This is a genomic window from Erythrobacter sp. HL-111, assembly GCF_900105095.1.
GTDB lineage: Bacteria > Pseudomonadota > Alphaproteobacteria > Sphingomonadales > Sphingomonadaceae > Erythrobacter.
Window position 1 is genome coordinate 865448 of record NZ_LT629743.1, and the last position, 24998, is coordinate 890445.

Consider the following 24998-nt stretch of genomic DNA (forward strand, 5'->3'; position numbering starts at 1 on the left):
TCAGTCCTCACCCTTCCCGTAATCGCCGAAGCGCCGGCCCGAGGGGCTGTAGCGCGCAGCGTTGAGCAGGAGCTTGATATCCGGGCAGGCCGAAAGCAGCTGCCGGGCATCCTCGAGCGCGGCTCGGCTCGTCTCGTCGGCGCGGACCACCAGCAGCGCCTGGCCGACATGGCCGGCAAGCTCGGCGGCGGGGGAAGCGGCAAGCGCGGGGGGCGTGTCGAAAACGAGGATGCGGCGCGGCGCGTCCCGGGTCAGCCGGTCGAGCAGCTCGCCGGTCCGCGCGCTCGCGAGGTATTCGGCGTCGCGCACGTTCGATCCGCCCGCGGGCAGCACGAAGAGCCCTTCGATGTCGGTGCGGATGACGCAGCTTTCGGGGGCGATCGCAGGGTCGGCGAGCGCGTCCATCAGGCCCGGCCCGCCCTCGATCCCGAGCCGCCGCGTGACCGAGGGCTTCACCACGTCGGCATCGATCAGCACCACCTCGATGTCGCGCTCGGCCGCCAGCGCGATGGCGAGGTTGGTCGCGCAATAGGTCTTGCCCTCGCCCGGATGGGGCGAACAGACGAGGATGCGCCGGGCGAGCGGATCGTTCCCTGCGCGCGCCTCGGTGAGCAGCTCGCGCTTGACGATGCGGAATTCCTCGAGCTGGCCGGTGACGGGGTCCTCCGGGACGAGCAATCCTTCGCGGCGCAGGCATTCGCGGTCGACCGCCTGGCGCGGGCCGGACAGGGCGACGGGCGGGGCCGAAGGCGGGGCGCCCGCCCCGGCAGAAGGTGCCGCAGCCGATTCCGCAGCCGCAGTCTCGGCCGCTGGCGGTTCGATCGGCGCCCCGGCCTGCACTTGCGGCGGCGTGCGCCGGGCCTCGGGCAGAGCTCGCGGGACGCGCGCCGGGCCGAGTCGGTCCAGCCCGAAGGCGTCGTCGGCACGCTCGATCAGCGAACGGCGCTTCTCCTGCGCGTCCCTGGGAGGCGTGATCCTGCTGAATTCGGTCATGCCGTGTTCCTCCCGCCCCCGCTCATGCCACGGTCCCGACCGAGACGACCTCGATCGCGAGCAGGATCACGAACATCCCGACCAGCCCCGCGCAGGCCCCGGCGAACTGCTTGAGCCGGCGCCGCTCCAGCGCCCTGGCCGCATCGGACAGCGTCAGCGAGATCGCGCCGATCACCGGCAGGTCGAATGCCCGTTCGAGCTTATGCGGCGTGGCGAAGGTCGAACGCAGGTGGCCGAGCCCCCAGGCAACGCCCGCGCCCGCGCCCAGTCCGACCACCAGCACGCCGAGCAGCAGCAGCGGGCGATTGGGCGCGGCGGGCTTCTGCGGGACCACCGGCGGGTCGATCAGGTCGAACTTGTACTGGCTCGTCTCGTCCACCACGTCGCCGCGGGTGCGGATCTCCTCGCGGTTCTGGAGCAGGGCCTCGTAATTCTTGCGCAGCACGTCGTAATCGCGGCTGATCCGGTTGGCTTCGGCCGCGACCGCGGGTTCGCTCGCCTGGCTCGCCATCAGCCCCGCGACACTCGATTGCAGCGCCGCACGCCGGGCCTGGAGCGATTCGACCGCCGCCTGCCGGTCGGCGCGGATCGCGATGAGCGAGGTGTAGGCCGGGTTCGGCGTCCCGCCCGCGTCCTCGGCAGCGGAGGGCGCCGCCTGCTTGGCGAGCAGATCGACCTGGCGACTGGTCGCGACCACGTCGGGATGTTCGTCCCTCAGCCCGCGCGAGCGCAACTCGGCGAGCTGCGCCTGCGCCTGCATCAGCGCGCCGCGCGGACCCGTCGCCCCGCCCGGCCCCATGATCGTGCGCGGCGTGCCGGAAAGCTGGCCCTCGATCGCGGCGAGCGCGCTCTGCGCGGCGGCGAGGTCGGCCTCCACGTCGCGCAGTTCGGTACGCGCCTGCTGGACCTTGGTCGAAAGCGTCTGCGACCCGCCGATCAGCTCGGGATACTGCGCCTCGAACGACAGCCGCCGCTCCTCCGCCGCCTCGAGTTCGGCCTTGCGTTCCTCGAGCTGCGAATCGAGTTCGGCCATCGCCTGGTCGATCCCGGCCCGGTTGCCGGCGATGTGTTCCTCGCGGAAGATGTCGAGCAGCTTCTGCACCACGTTGCGCGCCAGCACCGCGTTCTCCGCGTCGGACAGGTTGCTCTTGCCCACCATCGCCTTGATCGCGAAGAGGTTCTCCTCCTCGCTTTCGACCGCGACCTGCTGGGCGAGTTCGGCGATCGCATTGTCCATCTCGCCGCGCTCGACGATGCCTTCGCCAAGGCGCGTGCCCTGGATCACCCGTTCGAGATTGACGTTGCTCGCGAGCGTCTGGCGCACCCGCCGGATTTCCTCGCGCCCGTCGCCCGCTATGCCGAGCTGTTCGGACAGGACATCGTCGACCTGGACGTAGATGCGCGCCTTGGATTCGTAGGAATTGGGGATCATCGCGACCACCAGCCAGCCCAGCAGGCATACGCCCCAGGCGACCGCGATCGCGATCCAGCGGCGGTGCCAGATCGTCCAGAGCGCCGCGCGCATCTCGTCGAAGAGCTCCTCCATCCGCCCGGCGCCCCGTTAGAAACGGCTTTCCGGGATGATGATCGTGTCGCCCGGGCTGAGCAGCACGTTGGCGCTCGCATCGCCGCGCTTGAGCAGGTCGGCGAGGCGCAGGCGGTATTCCTTCTGCGTGCCGCTCTCGCGGTCGAGCCGGATCAGCTTGGCCCGGTTGCCGCTGGCGAATTCGCCGAGCCCGCCGACCGCGATCATCGCGTCGAGCACGGTCATGTTGGCCTGGTAGGGCAGCGAAGCGGGCTGTTCGGTCGACCCCACGACCCGCACCCGCTGGTCATAGGTGCCGCCCGGCGTGTTGACGATGACCGAGACGATCGGCTGTTCGATGTACTGGGCGAGCTCGCCCGCGATGTAATCCTGCAGTTCGGTCGCGGTCTTGCCGACCGCCGGGATGTCCTGCACCAGCGGGATCGTCAGCCGCCCGTCGGGCCGCACCATGACCTTCTCCGCGCTCAGTTCCGGATTGCGCCAGACGTGGATCGTGATGTCGTCGAGCGGGCCGATGCGGTATTCCTCCGAAGGCTGCTCGGGCGCGGCGGCATAGGTCGCGGGCGGCAGTTCGGGACGGCTTCCCCCGCAGGCTGCGAGCGCGCAGGCGAGCGCGAGCGTCGCGGCGGGCCGGGCGTTTCGTGGGCGGAAGAAGGGCGAATTCAGCATCGATACGTTTCCTCGGGACCTGTCCATGGCGGGGGTCGGCGGGCCGGGCAGCCGGGGCGGGGAGCGGTCCTGCCTGTCCCGTCCCGCGCCCGGTGCCGCGAAACTCCACCCCGGGACTTGCCCGAAATTGGTGAACATAGTGTTAGGAATAAGTCCCGAATTGCGGCCCCATCCCGGCTTGGGACAAGGGATTGCGGGAGGTTAACGCGCGGCTTACCCCGGCCCCGCGCAGGCCGCGGATCAGACCAGCAGCTCGCGCGCGGGGCCGTGGCCGAGGAAACCGCTGGGCGAGGCGCTCGCACCATAGGCCCCGGCGCAGAACACCGCGACGAGATCGCCAACATCGGCGCGCGGCATCATCGCCTGGTCGGCGAGCCGGTCGAGCGGGGTGCACAGGCAGCCGACGATGTTGACCTCCTCCGCCGCCGGTTCGGCATAGCGCGTGGCGATGGCCGAGGGGTAGTTGCGCCGCACCACGGTGCCGAAATTGCCCGAGGCCGCGAGCTGGTGGTGGAGCCCGCCGTCGGTGACGAGATAGACCTGCCCGTGGCTCTCCTTGCGATCGACGACGCGGCAGAGATAGACCCCCGCCTCGCCCGCGAGGTAGCGCCCAAGTTCGAGGCACAGCCCGGTGTCGGCAAGGCTCGCGGGAAGATTGGCGACCCGTTCGCCGAGCGCCCGGCCCACGGCGGCGAGATCGAGCGGTTCGTCGCCCGGGAAATAGGGGATGCCGAAGCCGCCGCCCATGTTGAGCCTGGGCAGGGGATGGCCGATCGCATCGGCCAGTCCCGCAGCCAGATTCAACACGTTGGCCTGCGTTTCTGCGATGGCTTCTGCGCTCAGCGCCTGGCTTCCGGTGAAGATGTGGAGGCCCCGCCATTCGGCCCCTTGCGCGATGACGTGGCGGGCCAGCGCGGGCACTTTCTCCGCGTCGACCCCGAACGGCTTGGCCCCGCCGCCCATCTTCATCCCCGAACCCTTGAGCTCGAAACTGGGATTGACCCGGATCGCGATGCGCGGCGGCTTGCCGAGCCGCTCGCCGATCGCGAGCGAGCGCGCCGCTTCGCCGGCGGATTCGCAATTGAGCGTGACCCCCGCGGCAATCGCGGCCTCGAGCTCGTCGTCGCGCTTGCCCGGCCCGGCAAAGCTGATGCGCGCGGGGTCGATGCCGACGCCCTGCAGGACCGCGAGTTCGCCCGAGGACGCGATGTCGAAACCGTCCACCAGCGGTTCCATGTGGGCGACGAGGTCGGGCATGGGATTGGCCTTGACCGCGTAGTTGATCCCGATCCGCTCCGGCAGGGCGGCGCGCAGGTCCGCGACCCGGCGGCTCAGCAGCGCGCGCGAATAGACGAACAGCGGGGTCCCGCCCGCTTCCTCGACGAGCGCGCCGGCCTTACGCCCGGAGATGGCGAGTTCGCCCTCGATCGTCTCGTAACCTGAGGGAATCGGGCCGACGGGCTTCATGCGGCGGTGTCCTTCAGTTCGGCGGCGAGCGCAGTGCGGTCGATCTTGCCGTTGGGATTGAGCGGCATGGCCTTGCGCCAGTGGATCGCGGCGGGCTGCATGAAATTGGGCAGCGCGCTCTTCAACGCCCTTGTCAGCGCGTCGGTGTCGCCTGAGCCCCGCACCACGAGGTGCACCGCCTGGCCGAGCCGTGCATCGGGCACGCCGAGCGCGACCGCCTCGGCGGCGAGCCCGGTGGCGAGCGCGGCCTCCTCGACCTCCTGCGGGGAAATGCGGTTGCCCGCGCTCTTGATCATGGCATCGCGCCGGCCGACGAAGTGGAGCAGCCCCGCCGCATCGCGCCTGACCCGATCGCCCGACCACACCGCGGTCCCGCCATGGCGCGAGCAGGCGGGCGCAGGGCGGAAGCGTTCGGCGGTGCGTCCAGGGTCCTGCCAGTACCCCTGCGCGACCAGCGGCCCGCAATGGACGAGCTCGCCCTCCTCGCCTGTCGCGGCTTCCTCCCCGTCATCCCCGATTACGAGAATCTCTGCAAAGGGTATCGCCTTACCCATTGAAGTCGGATGTTTTTCCACGAGAGACGGGTCGAGGTAGGTCGATCGGAACGCCTCGGTCAATCCATACATCGGATAGATGTCCGCCTGAGGGAAGATTCTCCGGAGCGATTGCACAAGCTCAACCGTCAGCGCGCCCCCGCTGTTGGTCAGGCGGCGCAGCGGGGCGCTCTCCCCGGGCTTCCAGTCGAGTTCGGTCAGCTGCACCCAGAGCGGCGGCACCGCGGCAAGCGTCGTCACGCCGTGCTTCGCGCAGGCCTTCGCCACGTCGCGCGGAAAGAGGAAATCGAGCGGCACCACGCTCCCCCCGGCGTACCATGTCGAAAGGAGCTGGTTCTGCCCGTAATCGAAGCTCAGCGGCAGCACGGCGAGCGTCACGTCGTCGTCCGCGAGCTTGAGGTAATGCGCCACCGCCACCGCGCCGAGCCACAGGTTGGCATGGCTGAGCATCACCCCCTTGGGCCGCCCGGTCGATCCGCTGGTGTAGAGGATCGCCGCAAGCTCCTCCGGGTCGGCCGACGACGGCCCGGGACCCGGCCACGCCGCGGATGCCTGCGCCAGCGCCTCGCCTTCCTCGTGCACCGCGCAGCCCGCGGGCACGTCGCCCTCCTCCAGCGTCGCGAGCCGCGAGCCGGTGCCGACCAGCAGGCGCGCCCCGCTGTCGGCGAGGATGTGCGCGACCTGCAGCCGCTTCAGCAGCGGGTTGACCGGCACATGGACGAGGCCCGCGCGCGCCGCGGCAAGCGGCATGAGGCAGGCGAGCTCCCCCTTCGCCGCCCAGGTCGCCACCCGCGCGCCCCGTTCCGGCACCGCGCGCATCAGCCACGCGGCGAGATCGTCAACACGCAAGTTTAACGCTTCGTGACTTAAGGCTCCCGAGCGCAGCACGAGCGCCGGGTCCGCGCCCCGCCCCCGTTCGCCCGCCAGCACCGCGAGGTGGTCGATCGGACGGGGCGCAGGCTCCGGCGCCGCTGCGGCGCGGGAGGCGGTTGTCACGGCGGTCTCGGGCTGGGACGGACTGGGCATCGGGCTTTCTGCGCGGACGGACGGGAGCGGCTGCGAAGGGGTTTCGGACACGGGATATAATGATCGTATCGACCTATCACGATAGCGTTAACGCCCTGCAACCTCTCGCCGCGCGCGAAGGGACGTGCGCGCCCTCCCCGTTCGACCGGGCGGAATGGTACGCGCTGCTCGCCGAAACCGGGCTGACGCCGCTCGTCGCCATCGCCAGCGACGGCGAGGACGGGGCCGCGCTCGCGCTCACCCGCGAGAACGGCCGGATCGCCCCCCTTCGCAACTGGTACAGCTTCACCTGGCGCCAGCTCGCCCCGCCCGGGGAGCGCGGGGACCGCCTGCTCGTCGAGATCGCGCGGCAGCTGAAATCGAAAGGCCACCGCGTCACCCTCGCCCCCGTGCCGCAGGAAGACGGTTCGGCAGGCCGCCTCGCGCGCGCCTTTCGCGCGGCCGGCTGGCGCGTCGAGGTCACGCGCTGCGACGTCAACCACGTCCTCCACGTGCGCGGCCGCAGCTTCGCCCAGTACTGGGCGGGGCGGCCCGGGCGGATCCGCAACACGCTGAAACGCAAGGGCAGAAAGGTCGAGACGCGCATCCTCTGCCATTTCGACGCCGAGGCTTGGTCGCATTACGAGCGCATCTATGCCGCCAGCTGGAAACCGCGGGAGGATCACCCCGCCATGCTGCGCGATTTCGCCCGCGCCGAAGGAGCGGCGGGCCGCCTGCGCTTCGGCATGGCGTGGCACCAGGGCACGCCGGTCGCGGCGCAATGCTGGACGGTCGAGGGCGGAACCGCCTTCATCCACAAGCTCGCCCATCTCGAAAGCCACCGCCACCTTTCGGCGGGCACGACGCTTACCGCGGCGCTGTTCGAACACGTCATCGACCGCGACGGGGTGGCGGTGGTCGACTTCGGCAGCGGCGACCAGCCCTACAAGGCCGACTGGATGGAGGAGATCCGCCCGCGTTACCAGATCGACTGTCTCGACATGGGACACGTGCGCGGCTGGATCGATCTCGCGCGGCTCGCCGCCCGCCGGCTGGCCGCGCCGGACGTGCCGGAACTTGCGCCCGCGCCGCCCGCTGGCTAAGGCCGCGCACCACGAAGGGCGCGCGCCCGCAAGATCGCTGCGCGCCGCCCGCAGAAGGGACCCGACCGCAATGAGCACCAATCCGGCCATCGATTCCGCGCCCGGCGAAAAGGGCGACAGCGAGGCAGGCACGGGGATGGACCGGGCCGCCATCGACGGCGAACTCAAGGCGATCATCGCCGACGTGCTCGGCATCGACGCGGCGCAGGCCGCCGCGCTCGGTCCCGATTCCGGCCTGTTCGGCCACCTGCCGGAACTCGATTCCATGGCGGTCGCGGGCCTCCTCACCGAGATGGAGGACCGGCTCGACATCGTGATCGAGGACGACGACGTCGACGGCGAAATGCTCGAAACCTATGGCGGCCTCCTCGCCTTTGCCGAGGCCAAGCTCGTCCGGGGCTGAGGCTGAGCTCCGGCACCAATCGACGGGAGCAGCGCGTGATCGGCACCTGGACGGCCCGGCTGCCCGGCGGCGCCGAGAGCGAGGAACTGCTCGTCTCCTTCGACCGCGGCCGCGCGATGCGGGTGCTCGTCTGCCCGGCCTGGTTCGACGAGGCGAACAAGCTGCGCCGCTTCACGGTCGAGGTGATGCGCCGGCTCGACGAGAGCGGGATCGACAGCTTCCTGCCCGATCTTCCCGGCTGCAACGAAAGCCTCGCCCCGCTCGATCGCCAGACCATCGCGGGGTGGCGCGAGGCCATGCAGGCGGCAGCGGACGACTTCGCCGCGACCCACGTGCTCGCGATCCGGGCCGGCGCGCTCGTCGCCCCGGGCGGCCTTCCCGGCTGGCGCTACGCCGCGCAGAGCGGGCCGAAACAGCTGCGCGGCATGGTCCGCGCCCGCACCATCGCCGCGCGCGAGGAAGGGCGCGAGGAAACCAGCGAAGCCTTGATGGAACGGGGCCGGGGCGAAGGGCTGGTGCTTGCCGGATGGCCGCTCGGCGCGGCGTTCTTCGCGCAGTTCGCCGAGGCCGAGCCCGACCCTTCAGCCGGGCAGCAGGACATCGCCCAGGCCGCACTCGGCGGGCCGGGCCTGTGGCTGCGCGCCGAACCCGACCACGACCCTGCGCAGGCGGCAGCCCTCGCCCGGATCATCGCCGCATCGCCCGCCGGCGCGCTGGCCGGGGAGGACGGGGCATGAGGCGGCTCCCGCTCGATTTCGGCTGCGGCGAACTCAAGCTCGCCGGGACGCTCGACACCGCGCCCGGCACCACCGGGCTGCTGATCGTGAGCGGCGGCAACGAGATCCGCAGCGGAGCCTTTTCAGGCCAGTCGCTCCTCGCCGCCCGGATCGCGCGGGCGGGCTTTCCGGTGTTCCGCTTCGACCGGCGCGGGATCGGCGACAGCGAGGGCGAGAACTCCGGCTTTCGCCATTCGCGGCGCGACATCGCCGCGGCGCTGGAGGCGTTCCGCGCCATGGCCCCGCAGATCGACCGGGTGATCGGCTTCGGCAATTGCGACGCCGCCTCGGCCCTGATGCTGGCCGAGGGCGCGGGGCTCGACGGGCTGGTGCTGTCCAATCCGTGGACGATCGAGGGCGACCCGGGGGATGCCGCCCTGCCCCCTTCGGCGATCCGGGCGCGTTACGCCGAAAAGCTCGCCAACCCGCGCGAGGTTCTGCGGCTGCTGCGCGGCGGGGTGGACCTTGCCAGGCTCGGCCGCGGGCTGGTCCGCTCGCTCGCCCCGGCGCCCGCCCCGTCGAGCCTCGCCGAGGAAATGCGCGCCGGTCTCGCCGCCTATGACGGCCCGGTCCGCATCCTGCTTGCGACCGGCGACCGCACCGCGCAGGTCTTCGCCGAATGCTGGGACGCGGGCGACCCGCGGATTGCCCGCTGCGATGGCGCAGGCCATGCCTATGACCGGCCCGAGCACCGCGAATGGCTCGATGCGCAGATCCTCGCCGCGCTCAGGAGCTGACGCACTGGACCTGACTGACGCTCAGGCCCGTTCGAACAGGCTGACGAGCTCGACATGGGTCGACCAGCGGAACTGGCCGACCGGGCGCAGTTTCGTGCACCGATAGCCGCCCTCGACAAGCTGCGCCGCATCGCGCGCCCAGCTCGACGGGTTGCAGCTGACATAGATGACGCGGCGCACCTCGCTGCGGGCGATCTCGGCCACCTGCGCCTTCGCCCCGGCGCGCGGCGGGTCGAGCAGCACCGCATCGAAGCGCGCGAGCTCGCCCGCCTGGAGGGGCGCGCGGAAGAGGTCGCGATGGAGCGCGAGCGCCCTGCCCCCGGTCCGCGCCCCGGCGGCCTTGAAGGCGAGGTGCGCCGCCCGGTCCGCCTCGACGCCCAGCACTTTTCGGTTGTTGGGGCGGTTCTTGGGGCAGTTGTCGGGCCGGTGCGGGGCGCCATCCGCGATCAGGGCGAAGGCGAAGGTGCCGAGCCCCGCGAACAGATCGGCGACGATCGCCGCATCGCCGACCCATTCGCTCGCATCGGCGGCCATGCGCGCCTCGGCATCCTCGGTCGCCTGGAGGAAGGCCCCGGGCGGCAGGCCCACGGGAATGCCGGAGAGGGTGACGGTGACGGGATCCGGCTCCCACACCGTCTCGGGGCCGTAACCCTGGTCGATCGACAGCCGCGCGAGGCCTTCGCGCCGGGCGAATTCGAGCGCCGCCTCGGTCGCGGCAAGCCCTTCGAGCGCGATATTGCCCAGCGCGAGATCCACCCCCTGATCGGCCAGCGCCATCCGCGCCTCGATCCCGCCCCTTCCGCCATGCGCGGCGACGAAGGAGCGGACGGGCGCGACGAGCCGGAACAATTCCCCGCGCAGGACCGGGCAGGCCTTCATGTCGACGATCCGATGCGAGCCGCCTTCGCGAAAGCCGATCACCGCGCCCCGCGCCGTGCACAGCGCATGAAGGCTCGCCCGGCGGCGGCTTTGCGGCGGGGAAAGGTGGACGGGGAGCACTTCGCCAGGCACGAGCCCCTGCCCGCTCGCCGCGTTCAGCACCCGGTCGCGGACGAAATCGGCAAGCGCGCGATCGTCGGCGTGCTGGAGCTGGCAGCCGCCGCAGGGGCCGAAATGGGGACAGGGCGGCTGTGCGTGATGCGGGCCCGGCAGGATCGCCCCGCCGGTCGTGACCCGGTCGCCCGGCACCGCCCCCGCGACGTGCCGCCCGTCTTCGGTGACGCCGTCGCCCCTGGCGGCGATGCGGGTGATCGCGGCGGGCTCGCTCACGCCGCTACCGGGCAGAGCACGGCGGCGAGGCTGCGCGAGACGGTTTTGGCGAGCTCCTCCGCGGTGAAGGCCGGACCGGCGAGCCGCGCGGCCTCGCCGTGGAGCCAGACGGCCTCGCAGGCCGCCTCGAACGGCTCGCGCCCGGTGGCGAGCCGGCTCGCGATGATCCCGGCCAGCACGTCGCCCGTGCCCGCGACCGACAGCCAGCTCGGCGAAGGCGGCGCGAGCGCCAGCCTCCCGTCCGGGGCGGCGACGACGGTATCCGGCCCCTTGGCGACGACGATCATCCCGCTGGTCGCGGCAAGCGCGCGCGCCCGGTCCCGGCGACCCTCGGCCCGCACCGCGAAGCTTTCGCACAGGGTCGCAAGTTCGCCGTCATGGGGCGTGGCGACGAAGGCGGCCTCGCCGAGCATTTCGGGGCGCAGCAGCACCAGCGCATCGGCATCGAGCACGCCCGGCCTGCCCGCGGCGAGGACCGTTTCGAGCCGCCCGTGCGGCCCCTCCCCCCGGCCGAGCCCCGGCCCGCACAGCAGCGCGTCGATCCGCTCGTCCCCGAGAGCCTCGGCCAGCGGGCGCGTTTCGACCACGAGATCGGCGGGCGGTGCGGCGGGCGCGGTGTCGGCGAGCAGCTTGACATAGCCCGCCCCCGAACGCTGCGCGGCAAGGGCCGAAAGCAGGCTCGCCCCCGGCATCTCGCCCGCGACGACCGCGCACAGGCCGCGGCAATACTTGTGGCTGTCGCGCTCAGGCGGAGGGATCGCCGGCCGCCCGATCAGCCGCGCCGCTCCCTCGACCGGGGCGATGCCGATGGGCACGAGCTTCAGCCGACCCATCTTCGCGCGGCCCGGCAGGCTCCAATGGGCAAACTTCCAGGCGCCGAGCGCGAGGGTCACGTCAAAGGCGGGCAGTTTCTCGCCCAGCAGCGCGCCGCTGTCGCTGGCGATCCCCGAAGGCAGGTCCACCGCGATCCGCAGCGGGTGCCGCGCGGCAAGATCGCGCAGCAACAGCGCGAGTTCCCCCGACAGCGGGCGGGCGAGGCCGGTGCCGAACAGGCAGTCGACGAAGACCTGCCCGCCGACCTCCCCGCCCGAAGAGCGGACCGGCCCGCAAAACCGCGCGCGCGCCGTGCGGGCAGCATCCGTCGCGGGTTCGATCGGAGCGACCACCTCGACCGGGTTTCCCGCCTCGGCAAGTCGGCGGGCGATGACATAGCCGTCGCCGCCGTTGTTGCCGGGTCCGCACAGCACCGTGACCGGGCGCCCGGCGGCGATGCGGCGGATCCATTCGGCCGCGCCCCCGGCGGCGGTCTCCATCAGCTCCGACACGCTCGTCCCGGCATCGAAGATCGCCTGTTCGGCGGCCTGCATCTGCGCGGCGGTGAGGATCTGCCCGCCGTTCATTCCGCCTCGCCCGGCGGCGGGAGGCGGTAGCGGTCGCCCGCGATGGCGAATTCGATGCCGCCCGCCGGATCCTGCGCGACCATGACGAGCGGATCGGCCCCGTCGAGCGGGAGGAGGCCGCCTCCCTCCCGCACGAAGCGCCGGAATCCGCCGCCGGGATGATGGATGACGAGCGCTTCTCCCGCCGCGATTTCGACCGTGCAGTCGCGCGCGAAATCGGCCCCCGGGCCGATCGCGCATTCGATCGCTTCGCCCTGCGGCGGGCCCGCTTCCGGCCCGCAGGCCGCGAGCGCGGGCGCAAGTGCCAGGGCGAGCGCGCTAGATGTCCGCAAAGCAGTGCGTCTCCGCCTTCGCTCCCGGATGGGTGAGCGCCCCGTAGCGCGCCGGGCCGACCGTTTGCGAATAGCGCCAGAGCGTGCCCGACCGGTAATCATGCTCGCGCGGTTGCCACGCCTTGCGCCGTTCTTCCAGCACCGTTTCGTCGACCTCGAGATCGATCGTGCCCAGGGTGGCATCGATCGCAATGATGTCCCCGTCCTCTACCAAGGCGATCGGGCCGCATTCGGCGGCTTCCGGCCCGACATGGCCGATGCAGAAGCCCCGCGTCGCGCCCGAAAAGCGCCCGTCGGTGATGAGCGCGACCTTCTCGCCCATGCCCTGACCGTAGAGCGCGGCGGTGGTTGAAAGCATTTCGCGCATCCCGGGCCCACCCTTGGGCCCTTCGTAGCGGATGACGATCACGCTCCCTTCGGCGATGTCGCGCGCCTCCACGGCGGCGAAGGCGTCCTCCTCCCGGTCGAACACGCGCGCAGGGCCGCTGAATTGCAGCCGCGCCATGCCGGCGACCTTCACGATCGCCCCGTCGGGTGCGAGCGAGCCCCTGAGGCCGACGACCCCGCCGGTTGGCGTGATCGGGTTCGAGACTTCGTAGAACACCTTCTGGTCGGGGTTCCAGGTGATCTCCTCGATGTTCTCGCCCAGCGTCCTGCCGGTCACCGTGATCGGTTCGGGATCGATGAACCCGCCGTCGAGCAGGGTCTTGAGCGCCATGTAGACCCCGCCCGCCTCGTGCATGTCCTTGGCGACATACTTCCCGCCGGGCTTGAGGTCCGCGATGTAGGGCGTCGTCTTGAAAACCTCTGCGACGTCGAACAGGTCGAAATCGATCCCCGCCTCGTTCGCCATGGCGGGCAGGTGGAGCGCCGCGTTGGTCGAGCCCCCGGTCGCCGCAACCACCCGCGCCGCGTTCATGAAGGCCGCGCGGGTGCAGATGTCGCGCGGGCGCAGCTGCTTTTCGACGAGGGTCATCACCTGCCTGCCGGCGGCGCGCGCGATTTCCTCGCGCGACTTGTAAGGAGCAGGCGCCATGTTGCTGTTGGGCAAAGATAATCCGATCGCCTCCCCGACACAGGCCATGGTGTTCGCCGTGAACTGGCCGCCGCAGGCGCCGTGGCCGGGGCAGGCGACCTTTTCGAGCGCGATCAGCTCGGTCAGCGGGCAATTGCCCGCCGCGTGCTGGCCGACCGCCTCGAACACGTCGACCACGGTCACATCCTCGCCCTTGTAGGTGCCGGGCAGGATCGATCCGCCATAGACGAAGATCGAGGGCACATTTAGCCGCAGCATCGCCATCATCATGCCCGGCAGGCTCTTGTCGCAGCCGGCGAAGCCGACCAGCGCGTCGTAGCAATGGCCGCGCACCGAAAGCTCGACCGAATCCGCGATCACCTCGCGGCTGACGAGCGAGCTTTTCATGCCCTGGTGGCCCATCGCGATCCCGTCGGTGACGGTGATCGTGTTGAAGCGGCGTGGGGTCCCTCCCCCTGCGATGACGCCCTCGCGCGCGATGTCGGCTTGCGCGTTCAATGTCGTGTTGCACGGCGCGCTGTCGTTCCCGGCGCTGACCACCCCGACGAAGGGCCGGTTGATCTCCTCCTCGGTCATGCCCATCGCATAGTAATAGGAGCGGTGCGGCGCGCGTTCCGGGCCGAGAGAGACGTGGCGGCTGGGCAGTTTCGACTTGTCGAAGCGTTCGGACATTTTCTTTCCCGTCACTGGCTGTTTCGCGCAACAGCCCCTGCCTTCAGGAAAGCGCCAGCGCAACCCTTCCCGCGACATCGGCGATGATGTCGGCCCAGCGCGATTGCCGGGAGCGGGTGGCGATGTGGTCCTGCCGGATCTCGAAGAAGCAATAGGGCCGCCCGTGCGCCTCGGCGTGGCGGTTCATCGTGGCGTTCAGTTCCGCGCCCGAATAGGGCTGGTTCTCGCCGACACGGAGCCCTTCGTCGCGCAGCAGGCGGATCGCGTGGCGCGCGGCGCGATCATCGGTGTTCCACAGCAGGGAGACGTCCCACGGGCGCTCCTCGTCGGTCGAGGCCATGCGCGGGGTGAAGGAGTGGAGCGAGAGGATCAGGTCCGGCTGCGCGGCATCGAACCATCGTTCGAGCGCGGCGTGATAGGGGCGGTGGAATCGCGCCAGGCGCGCTTCGACATCCGCGCCGACATTGCCGGGGATGACATGGCCGTCGCTCGTTTCCGGCACGACGCCCGGATGATCCTCGTCGCGGTGGAGGTCGCAGACGAGGCGGCTTACCGTGGCGAGATGGGCGGCGATGCCGCGGCGTCCGGCCATGCGCTCCGCAACCCCCGCGACGCCGATATCGAGGGCGATATGCTCCTCGAGCAATGCGGGCGCGATGCCGAGGTCGATGTCTTGGGGAACGAAGTTCGAGGCGTGGTCGGCGACGCTGACGATAACGGGCTCGCCGGGAATGCGCCGGACCTCGCCGACATGGCGATAGGGCTGGCCCTCGATCATCTGAGCTTGCCCGCGAGTTGCCACCAGCCCGGACGATCCGCCGCGATGCGCCTTGCCGCCGCATCCCGGTCCGCTTCGCTGTCGTAGAGCGCGAAACAGCTCGCGCCCGAACCGGACATTCGGGCAAGCCAGGGCGATGTGTCCTCGATCGCGTCGAGCACCTCGCGGATCACCGGGCACAGGAAAATGGCGGGGGGTTCGAGATCATTGCGCCCCTCGAAGGCGATGTGCCGCGCGGGGCCTTGGGGCAGGCCGCCGCGGTCCTTGCCATCCCCAATATTGGCCCATGCCTTGAACACGGGCCCGGTCGCGAGCGGCACGCGCGGATTAACGAGGAGGACGGGCATTCCAGCCATGTCGTTCTCGACCGGCTCCAGCTCTGTCCCGGTCCCCCGGCCGATCGCCATGTCGGAACGCACGCAGCAGGGCACGTCTGCTCCCAAAGCAGATGCGCGCTCCAGCCAGTCGTCGGGCAGGCCGTGGAGCGCCTCGACGATGCGGAACACCGCCCCCGCATCGGCCGACCCTCCGCCGAGGCCGGCCGCGACGGGAAGGTTCTTCTCGAGCGTAATGGCGAGGCCCTGCGAGCGCGGCAGCGCGGAGAGTGTGCGGGCGACGAGATTATCGGACGTTTCACTCCTCCCCCCGAGAGGGGGGAGGTCGGGAGGGGGGCTTGCTTCGGTCAGATGATCGGACGGCGGTCCCCCCACCCCCAACCCCTCCCCCGTGGGGAGGGGAGATGCATCGAGCGATCCGGCGAATTCGCCCACCACGTGCAGGCTGTCCTGCTCCGCCGGAGAGGCGCTCAGCACATCGCCCGCATCGACGAAGGCGAACAGGGTTTCAAGCTCGTGATACCCGTCCTCCCGCCGCCTGCGGACGTGCAGCGCGAGGTTGATCTTGGCGTAGGCGGTTTCGCGCATCTTAGTTCCTCCCCGCACCGGGGAGGTGGCAGTCGCTGCAAGCGACTGACGGAGGGGACTCTCCGCCGGGACTGGTGCTTGCCGCTCTGCCCCTCCACCACTTCGTGGTCCCCCTCCCCGGAAGCGGGGAGGATCACCGGCTACATATTCGGATAATTCGGCCCGCCGCCGCCTTCCGGCGTCACCCAGTTGATGTTCTGGTTGGGGTCCTTGATGTCGCAGGTCTTGCAGTGGACGCAGTTCTGCGAATTGATCACGAATTGCGGCTCCTTGCCCTCTTCCTCGACCCATTCGTAGACGCCTGCCGGGCAATAGCGTGCCGACGGGCCGCCATAGACCTCGAGCTCGCTTTCCTTCTGCAGCTCGCGATCCTTGAGCTGAAGGTGGCAGGGCTGGTCCTCGGCGTGGTTGGTGTAGCTGAAGGCGACGTTGGTGAGCTTGTCGAAGCTGATCCGGCCATCGGGCTTGGGATAGTCGATCTTGGGATACATGTCCGCGCGGCCGGTCATCTCGTGGTCGCGGTGGTGCTTCATGCTGATCGGCAGGCCGATCTTCAGCGTGCGCATCCACATGTCGATCCCCGCGATCGCGGTGCCGAGGTCGCCGCCATACTTGGCGACGGCAGGCTGCGCGTTCCGGACCTTCTTCAGCTCGTCCGCGATCCAGCTCGAACGCAGGTTGCTGTCATAATCCGAAAGCTCGGTCTTCTCGTGGCCCGCCGCGATCGCCGCGGCGATGCTTTCGGCAGCGAGCATCCCGCTCTTCATCGCGGTGTGGCTGCCCTTGATCCGCGGCACGTTGACGAAGCCTGCCGCGCAGCCGATCAGCGCGCCGCCGGGGAAGGCGAGCCTGGGCACGGACTGCCAGCCGCCCTCGTTGATCGCGCGCGCGCCATAGGCGACACGCTTGCCGCCTTCGAGATATTCGCGGATCGCCGGATGGTGCTTCCAGCGCTGGAATTCCTGGTAGGGCGATACCCAGGGGTTCTTGTAATCGAGCGCGGTGACGAAACCGATCGCCACCTGGCCGTTCGCCTGGTGGTAGAGGAAGCCCCCGCCCCAGGTGTCGCTTTCGGTAAGCGGCCAGCCCTGCGTGTGGATGACGCGGCCCGGCACGTGCTTCTTGGGATCGATGTCCCACAATTCCTTGATGCCGAGGCCATAGACCTGCGGCTGGCAATTCGCCTCGAGGTCGAACTTCGCCTTCATCCGCTTGGTCAGCGAACCGCGCGCGCCTTCGGCAAAGAGCGTGTACTTGGCGTGGATTTCCATGCCCGGCTCGTAATCGGGCTTCTTCTCGCCATTGGCATCGACGCCCATGTCCTGCGTGATCACGCCCGCGACCGCGCCGTCGTCGTCGAAGATCACGTCGGCGGCGGGAAAGCCCGGAAAAACCATCACGCCGAGCGCCTCGGCCTGTTCGCCGAGCCAGCGGGTCATGTTGCCGAGCGAGCCGGTGTAGCAGCCCTTATTGCTCATCAGCGGGGGCATGATCGCGTGCGGGAGCGAGGTCTTGCCGGATTTCGACAGCATCCAGTGCCAGTTGTCGGTCACCGGCGTTTCGGCCATCGGGCAGCCATTGTCGCGCCAGTCGGGCAGGAGTTCGTCCAATGCCTTGGGATCAATCACCGCGCCCGACAGGATGTGCGCCCCGATCTCGGAGCCTTTCTCGAGCACGATGACCTCGAGTTCCTCGTTGATCTGCTTGAGCCGGATCGCGGCGGACAGGCCGGCCGGCCCGCCCCCCACGATGACGACATCGCAAGGCATTGATTCACGTTCGCTCATGCGCTTCTCTTGTAACTCTTGTTTCCGGCTGAGCGCCCGAAGGCGCCTGGGGGTGCCCCGCCCCGATCTATCGAACTTCGGCCTCTTGCACTTGCTAACTGCCCCCCGGACAGTCAAGACCCGCATTGGACGAGAATGACCGCTGCCGACCCCGACCTTGCCCGCGAAATCGCCGCCCACCGGGCCTGGTGGGAGCTCGCCGGTGTCGATTGCGATTTCGCCGATAACGCTACGGCATGGCTGGCCGAACCGGTCGCCCCGCCGCCTGCGGGCGAGCCTGCGGCGGCGCGGGAGCGGGCCGGTGTCGCATCATCCGGGCCGGCAGTTGCGGAAAAAGCACCAGCGCCCGGCCTGCTCGGCGATTCGCCGCCGGAAACGCCGGAGGCCTTCCGTGAATGGTGGCTCGCCGCGCCCGGCCTCGATGCGATCGGCCCGCGCGGGCGCGTTCCCCCGCGCGGGCAGGCGGGTGCGGCGCTGATGGTCCTCGTGGTCCATCCCGAGGAGGGCGACGCCGGGCGCCTGCTCGCCGGGCCGCAGGGCCGCCTGCTCGATGCGATCCTCGCGGCGATGGGGATCGCGCCCGACGAGGCCTACATCGCCTCGGCCCTGCCGCGCTTCACGCCGCTGGCCGATTGCGAAGCCGAGGCCCGGCGCGGCATGGCCGAGGTCCTTTCGCACCACATCGCGCTCGCCTCCCCGCAGCGGATCGTCGCGTTTGGCACAGGACTGGCCGATCTTCTGGGACCGGACGCGAAAAAGGATTACGTGAATTTACCTGGTATTCACCATGAGCCCGGCAACGTGCCGGTGCTGTTGAGCGGGGACCTCGAAAGCCTCATGAGCATGTCGCACCTCAAGGCACAGTTCTGGCGGAGATGGATCGAATGGTCGGGCGAGCTCGTGTGACACGCGGCAGGCGGGGCAAGGCGCGGCCGGGAACCCTCGCCGCGCTCGGCGTGCTCGCGGCGCTGGCCTGGCCTGCCGGGCTCGCGGCGCAGGGCACGGGCAGCATGGTCGCGCATTACGACCGCGAAGGGAGCGGCTCCGCGGTCCTTCCCGGCGTCCTCTCGCACGAGGAGCGGGCGCATTACCGCACCCTCTTCGAAGCGATCGAGCGCGAGCAATGGGACCGCGTCGAGGCCCTTCTCGCGGCACGCGAGGGCGTGCTGCACCAGGCCGCGCTCGCCGAATACTACACCCACGCGAACAGCCCCCGGGTCAGCGCCGAACAGATCGCGCGCTGGTTCGAGCGCGGGGTCGAGCTTCCGCAGGCCGAACAGCTCGGGCGGCTCGGGGCGAAGCGCGGGCTCGAAACCCTGCCCGAACTGCCCTCCACGCAGGCGCTCAGCCGCCAGCCCGCCACCTCCAAGCGCATCCGCCCGCGCCCGATCGAGGACGGGACGATGCCGGGCACAACGAGCGCCGCGATCCTCGAGGCGATCCGCAATGACGATCCGGCGGGCGCCCACCGCCTGCTCGACGAGGTCGATTACCGCCTCAGCCCCGAAGCGCGCGCCGAATGGCGCCAGCGGGTCGCGTGGAGCTATTACATCGAGAACGACGATGCCGCCGCCCTCGCGCTGGCCGAACGGGTCGCCGAAGGCAGCGGGCCATGGGTTGCCGAAGGCGAATGGGTCGCCGGGCTCGCCGCCTGGCGGCTCGGCCACTGCGCGCTCGCGGCCGAAAGCTTCGCCGATGCGGCGCGCCTATCGACCAATGACGAGCTGACGACGGCGGCGCATTACTGGGCGCACCGCGCGCTCGTGCGCTGCCGGGCACCGGGCGAGGCGCAGCAGCATCTCGCCGCCGCGGCGCGCTATCACGAAACGCTCTACGGGATGCTCGCCGCCGATCAGCTCGCCCTGGAGCTTCCCGCAGAGGCCGCGCCGTCGGCTTTCACGAGGGACGACTGGCGCGCGCTCGAGCGGCGCAGCAACGTGCGCGTGGCGATCGCGCTGGTCGAGATCGGGCGCTACGCGCTCGCCGACGAAGTGCTGCGGCACGAGGCGCGGATCGGCCCGGCGCGCGATTATCCCGCCCTCGCCCGGCTGGCGCGCGAGCTCGGCCTGCCCTCGACCCAGTTGTTCATGGCGCACCACGCGCCCTACGGGATGCGGAGCGAGGCGGCGCTGCGCTTTCCGGTCGCCCGCTGGCAGCCGCGCACCGGCTGGCGGGTCGATCCCGCGCTCGCCTTTGCCCATGCGCTGCAGGAATCGAATTTCCGCGCCGCCGCGGTCAGCCCCGCCAATGCGCGCGGCCTGATGCAGATCATGCCCGGCACCGCGCGCGATCACGATCGCCGGCTCGAACTGGGCGCGAGCTACGCGGATCTCAACGATCCCGAGGTCAATCTCGCCTACGGCCAGCAGCATCTCGAAATGCTGCGCGACAGCGGCGCGACCGGCGGGCTGCTGCCCAAGATCATGGCCGCTTACAATGCCGGACTCACCCCGATCGACCGCTGGAACAGCGAGATCAACGACCAGGGCGACCCGCTGCTCTGGATGGAATCGATCCCCTATTGGGAAACCCGCGGCTATGTCGCGATCGTCATGCGGAACTACTGGATGTACGAGCGCGCCGCCGGCGTCCCCTCCCCCAGCAGGCGCGCGCTCGCGCAGGGGCGCTGGCCAGTCTTTCCGCACGTGGCTACGGTCCGCACCGCGAGGTACGAGCAGGCGGACTGAAAGGGACAAGACGGCATGGCGATCGACGAGGGCAGGGACTTCGTGCCGATCCGCATCGCGGTGCTCACGGTTTCCGACACGCGCACCGCCGACACCGACACCTCGGGCGACATCCTCGCCCAGCGCATCGCGGCGGCAGGCCACATTCTCACCGCCCGCGCGATCGAGCGGGATGACGCAAACCTGCTGGTGGAGCGCCTCGACGGCTGGATCGACGATCCCTCGATCGACGCGGTCATCGCTACAGGCGGCACGGGCCTCACCGGCCGCGACGTGACGCCCGAAGCGCTGGCGATGATCGAGGGCGCGCGCGAAATCCCCGGGTTCGGCGAATTGTTCCGCTGGATCAGTTTCCGCACCATCGGCACCAGCACGATCCAGTCGCGCGCCTCAGCGATCGTAGCGCGCGGGACCTACATCTTCGCCCTCCCCGGCTCGAACGGGGCGGTGAAGGACGGCTGGGACAACATCCTCGCCGAACAGCTCGACGCGCGCAACCGGCCCTGCAACTTCGTCGAACTGATGCCCCGCCTGCGCGAAAGCTGACGCGGAACAAAGCCCCGACGCCCCGGATTGGCGAGGCAAGTCACCGTCACGCGCCGGAGCCTGCTTGCTCGACCTTGCCCAGTATTCGACCACCGTTCTCGGCCTGGCTTTCGCTGCCTGCGCGGTGGTCATCGCGTTCTTCGGTTCGAAGATGGCGGGCTATGCCGACATAATCGCCGACCGGACGGGATTCGGCGAAGCGCTGATCGGTTCGGTGATGCTGGGCGCGGGGACGAGCATGCCCGGGATCGTCACCTCGATCACGACCGCGGCGAGCGGGGCGGCCGATCTGAGCGTTTCGAACGCCATGGGCGGGATCGTCGCCCAGACCATGTTCCTGGCGCTTGCCGATATCTTCTACAAGCGGGTCAATCTCGAACATGCCGGGGTGAGCGCGGTCAATCTGGGGCAGGCGACGGTGCTGATCGTGCTCATCGCGCTGCCCGTCATGGCCTGGGCCGCGCCGCCTTTCGCGATCTGGGGCGTCAACCCGCTGAGCCCGGTGCTGATCGCGGTCTACCTGATCGGCCTGCACAATGCCCATCGCATCCACCAGGAGCCGATGTGGCTGCCGAAACAGACCGACGACACGCAGGAAGACGTCGCGGATGAGGACGACAAGAGCCAATCGCTCGCCATGCTGTTCGTGCTGTTTGGCGGGCTCGTGGCGATCGTCGGCCTTGCCGGCTATGCGGTGGGCGAGATCGGCATCGCCTTGTCGGACCGGCTCGGCCTAAGCGGGGCGCTGGTCGGCTCGCTCGCCACCGCGACCGTCACGTCGCTGCCCGAACTCGTCACCACCATCGCCGCCGTGCGCAGGCGCGCGCCGCAATTGGCGATCGGCGGGATCGTGAGCGGCAACATGTTCGATTCGCTGTTCGTCGCGGCAAGCGACTTCGCCTATCGCGAGGGCAGCATCTATCACGCGATCTCGGATGCGACGCTGTTCTGGATGGGGCTGGTGATCGTGATGACGGCTGTCCTGCTGCTCGGCATGTTGCGCCGCGAACGCGAAGGGCCGGGCAAGATCGGATGGGAGTCGGTCATGCTGATCGGGTTGTGGGCGATCGGGACAGGCCTGCAGATCTACCGCGGATAGAGCCTCGACACGGCACGGCGTTCTTATTATGTTCCGATCATGCCCGATACCCAGCGCACGGCAGTCAAGGGCCGCGGAGCGGCTTCCGCCCGCACGCCCGAACGTTTCGGCCTCGCCGCGCGCGAGGCCTGCGGCAACTGGCGCGATCACGTCGCGGCCCTGGACGGACCGCCTCCCAGACTGCGCACGACCGTCACGGAGGAGCGCCCGCGCTCGATCCTCAGCTTCAACCGGTCGCCCGATGTGCCCTTCGACCGTTCGGTCAACGCCTATCGCGGCTGCGAGCACGGCTGCATCTATTGCTATGCCCGCCCGACCCATGCCTATCACGACCTGTCGCCCGGGCTCGATTTCGAAACGCGCCTGTTCGCCAAGCCCAATGCGGCGGAGCTCCTGCGCGAAACGCTGGCGAAGCCCGGCTATCGCCCCCGCCCCATCGCGATCGGCACCAACACCGACGGCTACCAGCCGATCGAGCGGGACTGGCGGATCACCCGCAGCGTGCTGGAGGTCTGCCTCGAAGCGCGCCACCCGGTGACGATCACGACCAAGTCGGACCGGGTGCTGGACGACCTCGACCTCGTCGCGCAGATGGCGCGCGAAAGGCTCGTCGCGGTGGCGATCTCGGTCACCACGCTCGATCCCGCGCTCTCCCGCAAGCTCGAACCGCGCTGCGCCGCCCCGGCCAAGCGGCTCGCCGCGCTCGCCCGGCTGGTCGAGGCGCGCGTGCCGACGCATTGCTCGGTATCGCCGATCATCCCCGCGATCACCGACGAATTCATGGAAGGCATCGTCGCGGAGGCCGGCAGGCTGGGCGTGCAGAGCGCGGGGTGGATCCCGCTGCGCCTGCCGCACGAGGTTGCGCCGCTGTTCCGCGAATGGCTCGACGTCCACTTCCCCGAACGCGCAGGCAAGGTGATGGGCATCGTCCGTTCGATCCGGGGCGGGCGAGACAATGATCCCGATTTCGGCACGCGCATGAAGCCCGAAGGCGTGTGGGCCGACCTCTTCCGCAGCCGCTTCGCCCTCGCCTGCAAGCGCGCCGGGATCGGCAAGCACCGCTTCGAACTCGACTGCTCGCGCTTCAGGCCGCCGGAGGCGGGCGGGCAGATGCGCCTGCTCTGAACGGAGCCGGGCGAGCGCCCCTTACCCGAACCCCTCGCCCGCTTCGCCCGGCGCGAACCGCACGAGGCGACTGTCCACCAGCGCCGCCGTGCGGTTGATGACGGCGTGCTGGTAATCCGGGTCCTTGATCATCGCGAAGAAGGCCCCTGCGTTCGGGTATTCGGCGACGAAACCGTCGTGCCAGGCGCGCGTCTCGGGGCCTGTCACCATGGCCTGGAAGGTCCCCCGCCACACGATCCGCCCGCCCACTCGGCGGAAGATCGGGCCGGACGTGCGCCCGTATTCTTCGTAAGCCCGGCGGCCGGTCCAGCCCTTGTCGGCGTGTTCATGCCCTTCGGGATACTCGGCCTTGTCGCGGTAGAGCAGCAGGTTGAGCATGTGGATCGGCTCGTCGCGCGGCAAGTCCTTGAAGGCCTGGAAGTTCTTCGGCGAAGGGTCGATATGGTTTTCGGTCATTTTCACGCTTCCAGCCTGTAGTCCGAGAACCGGTCGCGCAGGTCCTTCTTGGAGATCTTGCCGGTCGCGGTGTGCGGGATCTGGTCGATGAACTCGACCGCGTCGGGGAGCCACCATTTCGCGACCTGCCCGCGCAGGTGCTCGATGATCTCCTCGCCCGTGACCTCGGCTTCGGGCTTCTTGACCACGAAGAGCACCGGGCGTTCGTCCCACTTGGGATGCGGCATCCCGACGCAGGCGGCTTCGGCCACGGCGGGGTGGCCGCCGGCAGCGTTTTCGAGCTCGACCGAGCTGATCCATTCGCCCCCCGACTTGATCACGTCCTTGGTCCGGTCGGTCAGCTGGAGCGTGCCGTCGGGGTGCAGGATGCCGACATCGCCGGTGTCGAACCAGCCTTCGTTGTTGACCGCGTCCTTCTCGGCCTTGAAGTAGCGCCTTATCACCCAGGGCCCGCGGATCTGCAGCGCGCCCGCGGTCTTCCCGTCGCGCGGCAATTCGCTCGCCATGTCGTCGAGGTCGACCGTCCGCAGCTCCACCCCGAAGATCGGGCGGCCCTGCATGGCCGTCTTGCGGACCTTCTCCTCGAAACTGAGCTCGTCCCAGTCCCAGGTGGGTCCGCCGACCGTGCCGATCGGGCTGGTTTCGGTCATCCCCCAGGCGTGCTGGACGCGGGTGCCGTTCTTCATCAGCCGCTCGATCATGAACTTCGGCGCCGCCGACCCGCCGATCGTCGCGGCCTTCAAGGGCGGCAGGTCGAGCCCGTTGGCGTCGCAATACTGGAAATGGGCGAGCCACACGGTCGGCACGCCCGCGCTGTCCGTCACCTTCTCGTCGATCATCAGCTGGTGGAGCACCGCCGGGTCGTTGACCGCGGAGAACACGAACTTGATCCCGGCCATCGCGCCCGCATAGGGCAGGCCCCAACTCGCCGCGTGGAACATCGGCACGACCGGGAGCATGACCGAAGAGCCGGAGAAATTGAACGCCGCCGGCTGGAGGCCCGCGATGGCGTGCATCACGGTCGAGCGGTGTTCGTACTGCACGCCCTTGGGATTGCCGGTCGTGCCGGAGGTGTAGCAGATCATGCACGGGTCGCGCTCGTCCCCGGTGATCCATTCGAAATCGCCGTCCTCCGCCGCGATCCAGTCCTCGAAGGCGGGCGCGTTGTCGCCGGAATCGTAGCAGACGTAATGCTCGACCGTGGGCCAGCGATCGCGCATCCCGTCGACGATCGGCTGGAACGCGGCATCGTAGAGCAGTACCCGGTCCTCGGCGTGGTTGACGATGTATTCGAGCTGGTCCTCGAACAGGCGCGGGTTCACGGTGTGGAGCACCCCGCCCATCCCCGCGACGCCGTACCAGCTGACGAGATGGCGCGAATGGTTCATCGCGAGGCTCGCGACCCGTTCGCCCGGCCTGATCCCGAGCCGCTGCAGCGCCTGCGCCATCTTCAGCGCGTCGCGCCGGATCCCGGCCCAGTCGGTGCGCGTGACGCTGCCGTCGGCCCAGCGGGTCACGATCTCGCGCCCCCCGGCCTCGCGCGCGGCATGATCGATCACGCTGGTGATCCGCATGGTCCAGTCCTGCATCGCTCCGAGAACGGCCATTTTCTCTCTCCCCTGTGCTGGCGCCGGG

At 69.8% G+C, this 24998-nt stretch carries 23 protein-coding genes; 9 read left to right on the forward strand and 14 right to left on the reverse strand.

Going from position 1 to position 24998, the window contains the following annotated elements:
* From BLU08_RS04100 to BLU08_RS04120, 5 genes are all read right to left on the reverse strand, one after another.
* On the reverse strand, nucleotides 1-993 hold the full coding sequence (locus tag BLU08_RS04100) for a P-loop NTPase (protein ID WP_090195672.1): 993 nt from the start codon (nucleotides 991-993) through the stop codon (nucleotides 1-3).
* 22 nt (nucleotides 994-1015) lie between these two features.
* Nucleotides 1016-2539, reverse strand: coding sequence for an XrtA system polysaccharide chain length determinant (locus BLU08_RS04105; protein WP_090195675.1), 1524 nt, complete (start codon nucleotides 2537-2539; stop codon nucleotides 1016-1018).
* A gap of 15 nt (nucleotides 2540-2554) precedes the next feature.
* Entirely contained in the window at nucleotides 2555-3208 is a 654-nt protein-coding gene (locus BLU08_RS04110; protein ID WP_090195678.1) for an XrtA/PEP-CTERM system exopolysaccharide export protein, read from the reverse strand.
* 240 nt (nucleotides 3209-3448) lie between these two features.
* The gene (locus BLU08_RS04115) at nucleotides 3449-4675 is read right to left on the reverse strand and encodes a pyridoxal-dependent decarboxylase, exosortase A system-associated (RefSeq protein WP_090195688.1); all 1227 of its coding nucleotides are present in this window, start codon (nucleotides 4673-4675) and stop codon (nucleotides 3449-3451) included.
* Nucleotides 4672-6225, reverse strand: a complete 1554-nt coding sequence (locus tag BLU08_RS04120) for an acyl-CoA ligase (AMP-forming), exosortase A system-associated (RefSeq protein ID WP_233996079.1) — start codon at nucleotides 6223-6225, stop codon at nucleotides 4672-4674. The genes BLU08_RS04115 and BLU08_RS04120 overlap by 4 nt, the downstream gene beginning before the upstream one ends.
* A gap of 89 nt (nucleotides 6226-6314) precedes the next feature.
* On the opposite strand from BLU08_RS04120, the gene BLU08_RS04125 reads away from it, so the two are divergent.
* The 4 genes from BLU08_RS04125 to BLU08_RS04140 all read left to right on the forward strand — a co-directional run bounded on the left by BLU08_RS04125 (nucleotide 6315) and on the right by BLU08_RS04140 (nucleotide 9253).
* Nucleotides 6315-7337, forward strand: coding sequence for a GNAT family N-acetyltransferase (locus BLU08_RS04125; protein ID WP_090195690.1), 1023 nt, complete (start codon nucleotides 6315-6317; stop codon nucleotides 7335-7337).
* A gap of 136 nt (nucleotides 7338-7473) precedes the next feature.
* The gene (locus BLU08_RS04130) at nucleotides 7474-7740 is read left to right on the forward strand and encodes an acyl carrier protein (protein WP_369816840.1); all 267 of its coding nucleotides are present in this window, start codon (nucleotides 7474-7476) and stop codon (nucleotides 7738-7740) included.
* Between the two features lie 35 nt (nucleotides 7741-7775).
* On the forward strand, nucleotides 7776-8477 hold the full coding sequence (locus tag BLU08_RS04135) for a hypothetical protein (protein ID WP_369816830.1): 702 nt from the start codon (nucleotides 7776-7778) through the stop codon (nucleotides 8475-8477).
* The gene (locus tag BLU08_RS04140; RefSeq protein WP_090195692.1) at nucleotides 8474-9253 is read left to right on the forward strand and encodes a hydrolase 1, exosortase A system-associated; all 780 of its coding nucleotides are present in this window, start codon (nucleotides 8474-8476) and stop codon (nucleotides 9251-9253) included. Before BLU08_RS04135 ends, BLU08_RS04140 begins: the two co-directional genes overlap by 4 nt.
* Before the next feature lie 21 nt (nucleotides 9254-9274).
* On the opposite strand, the gene BLU08_RS04145 is transcribed toward BLU08_RS04140, so the two are convergent.
* The 7 genes from BLU08_RS04145 to BLU08_RS04175 all read right to left on the reverse strand — a co-directional run bounded on the left by BLU08_RS04145 (nucleotide 9275) and on the right by BLU08_RS04175 (nucleotide 17450).
* Nucleotides 9275-10522, reverse strand: coding sequence for a class I SAM-dependent RNA methyltransferase (locus BLU08_RS04145; RefSeq protein ID WP_090195693.1), 1248 nt, complete (start codon nucleotides 10520-10522; stop codon nucleotides 9275-9277).
* Nucleotides 10519-11922 carry an NAD(P)H-hydrate dehydratase gene (locus BLU08_RS04150; RefSeq protein WP_090195694.1) on the reverse strand — a complete coding sequence of 468 codons (1404 nt, stop codon included), beginning with the start codon at nucleotides 11920-11922 and terminating at the stop codon, nucleotides 10519-10521. The genes BLU08_RS04145 and BLU08_RS04150 overlap by 4 nt, the downstream gene beginning before the upstream one ends.
* Nucleotides 11919-12254, reverse strand: coding sequence for a hypothetical protein (locus BLU08_RS04155; protein ID WP_090195695.1), 336 nt, complete (start codon nucleotides 12252-12254; stop codon nucleotides 11919-11921). Before BLU08_RS04155 ends, BLU08_RS04150 begins: the two co-directional genes overlap by 4 nt.
* Entirely contained in the window at nucleotides 12241-13962 is a 1722-nt protein-coding gene (ilvD, locus tag BLU08_RS04160) for a dihydroxy-acid dehydratase (protein WP_090195698.1), read from the reverse strand. The genes BLU08_RS04155 and ilvD overlap by 14 nt, the downstream gene beginning before the upstream one ends.
* 43 nt (nucleotides 13963-14005) lie before the next feature.
* Nucleotides 14006-14740, reverse strand: a complete 735-nt coding sequence (locus tag BLU08_RS04165; RefSeq protein ID WP_090195699.1) for an N-formylglutamate amidohydrolase — start codon at nucleotides 14738-14740, stop codon at nucleotides 14006-14008.
* Nucleotides 14737-15663, reverse strand: a complete 927-nt coding sequence (locus BLU08_RS04170) for a 4-(cytidine 5'-diphospho)-2-C-methyl-D-erythritol kinase (protein WP_090195700.1) — start codon at nucleotides 15661-15663, stop codon at nucleotides 14737-14739. Before BLU08_RS04170 ends, BLU08_RS04165 begins: the two co-directional genes overlap by 4 nt.
* 140 nt (nucleotides 15664-15803) lie before the next feature.
* Nucleotides 15804-17450: an electron transfer flavoprotein-ubiquinone oxidoreductase gene (locus tag BLU08_RS04175; protein ID WP_090195701.1), complete on the reverse strand. Its 1647-nt coding sequence runs from the start codon at nucleotides 17448-17450 to the stop codon at nucleotides 15804-15806.
* A gap of 135 nt (nucleotides 17451-17585) precedes the next feature.
* Between BLU08_RS04175 and BLU08_RS04180 the strand changes: the two genes are divergently transcribed.
* The 5 genes from BLU08_RS04180 to BLU08_RS04200 all read left to right on the forward strand — a co-directional run bounded on the left by BLU08_RS04180 (nucleotide 17586) and on the right by BLU08_RS04200 (nucleotide 22907).
* A complete protein-coding gene (locus BLU08_RS04180) occupies nucleotides 17586-18356 on the forward strand; it encodes a uracil-DNA glycosylase family protein (RefSeq protein ID WP_090195702.1) in 771 nt (256 codons plus the stop codon).
* Between the two features lie 104 nt (nucleotides 18357-18460).
* Nucleotides 18461-20137, forward strand: coding sequence for a lytic transglycosylase domain-containing protein (locus BLU08_RS04185; RefSeq protein ID WP_090200993.1), 1677 nt, complete (start codon nucleotides 18461-18463; stop codon nucleotides 20135-20137).
* 15 nt (nucleotides 20138-20152) lie between these two features.
* Nucleotides 20153-20683, forward strand: a complete 531-nt coding sequence (gene moaB, locus BLU08_RS04190; RefSeq protein WP_090195703.1) for a molybdenum cofactor biosynthesis protein B — start codon at nucleotides 20153-20155, stop codon at nucleotides 20681-20683.
* Between the two features lie 64 nt (nucleotides 20684-20747).
* Nucleotides 20748-21782, forward strand: coding sequence for a sodium:calcium antiporter (locus BLU08_RS04195; protein ID WP_233996080.1), 1035 nt, complete (start codon nucleotides 20748-20750; stop codon nucleotides 21780-21782).
* A gap of 39 nt (nucleotides 21783-21821) precedes the next feature.
* Nucleotides 21822-22907, forward strand: a complete 1086-nt coding sequence (locus BLU08_RS04200) for a PA0069 family radical SAM protein (RefSeq protein ID WP_090195708.1) — start codon at nucleotides 21822-21824, stop codon at nucleotides 22905-22907.
* A 21-nt stretch (nucleotides 22908-22928) separates the two neighbouring features.
* Here BLU08_RS04200 and BLU08_RS04205 read toward each other — a convergent pair whose 3' ends face one another.
* Entirely contained in the window at nucleotides 22929-23363 is a 435-nt protein-coding gene (locus BLU08_RS04205) for a DUF1330 domain-containing protein (protein WP_090195711.1), read from the reverse strand.
* A gap of 2 nt (nucleotides 23364-23365) precedes the next feature.
* On the reverse strand, nucleotides 23366-24970 hold the full coding sequence (locus BLU08_RS04210) for a long-chain fatty acid--CoA ligase (protein WP_090195713.1): 1605 nt from the start codon (nucleotides 24968-24970) through the stop codon (nucleotides 23366-23368).
* Nucleotides 24971-24998 lie beyond the last annotated feature (28 nt).

Coding starts and splice junctions, on each gene's coding strand:
- BLU08_RS04100 (WP_090195672.1), bottom strand. CDS start 993: ATGACCGAATTCAGCAGGATCACGCCTCCCAGGGACGCGCAGGAGAAG.
- BLU08_RS04105 (WP_090195675.1), bottom strand. CDS start 2,539: ATGGAGGAGCTCTTCGACGAGATGCGCGCGGCGCTCTGGACGATCTGG.
- BLU08_RS04110 (WP_090195678.1), bottom strand. CDS start 3,208: ATGCTGAATTCGCCCTTCTTCCGCCCACGAAACGCCCGGCCCGCCGCG.
- BLU08_RS04115 (WP_090195688.1), bottom strand. CDS start 4,675: ATGAAGCCCGTCGGCCCGATTCCCTCAGGTTACGAGACGATCGAGGGC.
- BLU08_RS04125 (WP_090195690.1), top strand. CDS start 6,315: ATGATCGTATCGACCTATCACGATAGCGTTAACGCCCTGCAACCTCTC.
- BLU08_RS04130 (WP_369816840.1), top strand. CDS start 7,474: ATGGACCGGGCCGCCATCGACGGCGAACTCAAGGCGATCATCGCCGAC.
- BLU08_RS04140 (WP_090195692.1), top strand. CDS start 8,474: ATGAGGCGGCTCCCGCTCGATTTCGGCTGCGGCGAACTCAAGCTCGCC.
- BLU08_RS04150 (WP_090195694.1), bottom strand. CDS start 11,922: ATGAACGGCGGGCAGATCCTCACCGCCGCGCAGATGCAGGCCGCCGAA.
- ilvD (WP_090195698.1), bottom strand. CDS start 13,962: ATGTCCGAACGCTTCGACAAGTCGAAACTGCCCAGCCGCCACGTCTCT.
- BLU08_RS04165 (WP_090195699.1), bottom strand. CDS start 14,740: ATGATCGAGGGCCAGCCCTATCGCCATGTCGGCGAGGTCCGGCGCATT.
- BLU08_RS04170 (WP_090195700.1), bottom strand. CDS start 15,663: ATGCGCGAAACCGCCTACGCCAAGATCAACCTCGCGCTGCACGTCCGC.
- BLU08_RS04175 (WP_090195701.1), bottom strand. CDS start 17,450: ATGAGCGAACGTGAATCAATGCCTTGCGATGTCGTCATCGTGGGGGGC.
- BLU08_RS04180 (WP_090195702.1), top strand. CDS start 17,586: ATGACCGCTGCCGACCCCGACCTTGCCCGCGAAATCGCCGCCCACCGG.
- BLU08_RS04185 (WP_090200993.1), top strand. CDS start 18,461: ATGGTCGCGCATTACGACCGCGAAGGGAGCGGCTCCGCGGTCCTTCCC.
- moaB (WP_090195703.1), top strand. CDS start 20,153: ATGGCGATCGACGAGGGCAGGGACTTCGTGCCGATCCGCATCGCGGTG.
- BLU08_RS04200 (WP_090195708.1), top strand. CDS start 21,822: ATGCCCGATACCCAGCGCACGGCAGTCAAGGGCCGCGGAGCGGCTTCC.
- BLU08_RS04205 (WP_090195711.1), bottom strand. CDS start 23,363: ATGACCGAAAACCATATCGACCCTTCGCCGAAGAACTTCCAGGCCTTC.
- BLU08_RS04210 (WP_090195713.1), bottom strand. CDS start 24,970: ATGGCCGTTCTCGGAGCGATGCAGGACTGGACCATGCGGATCACCAGC.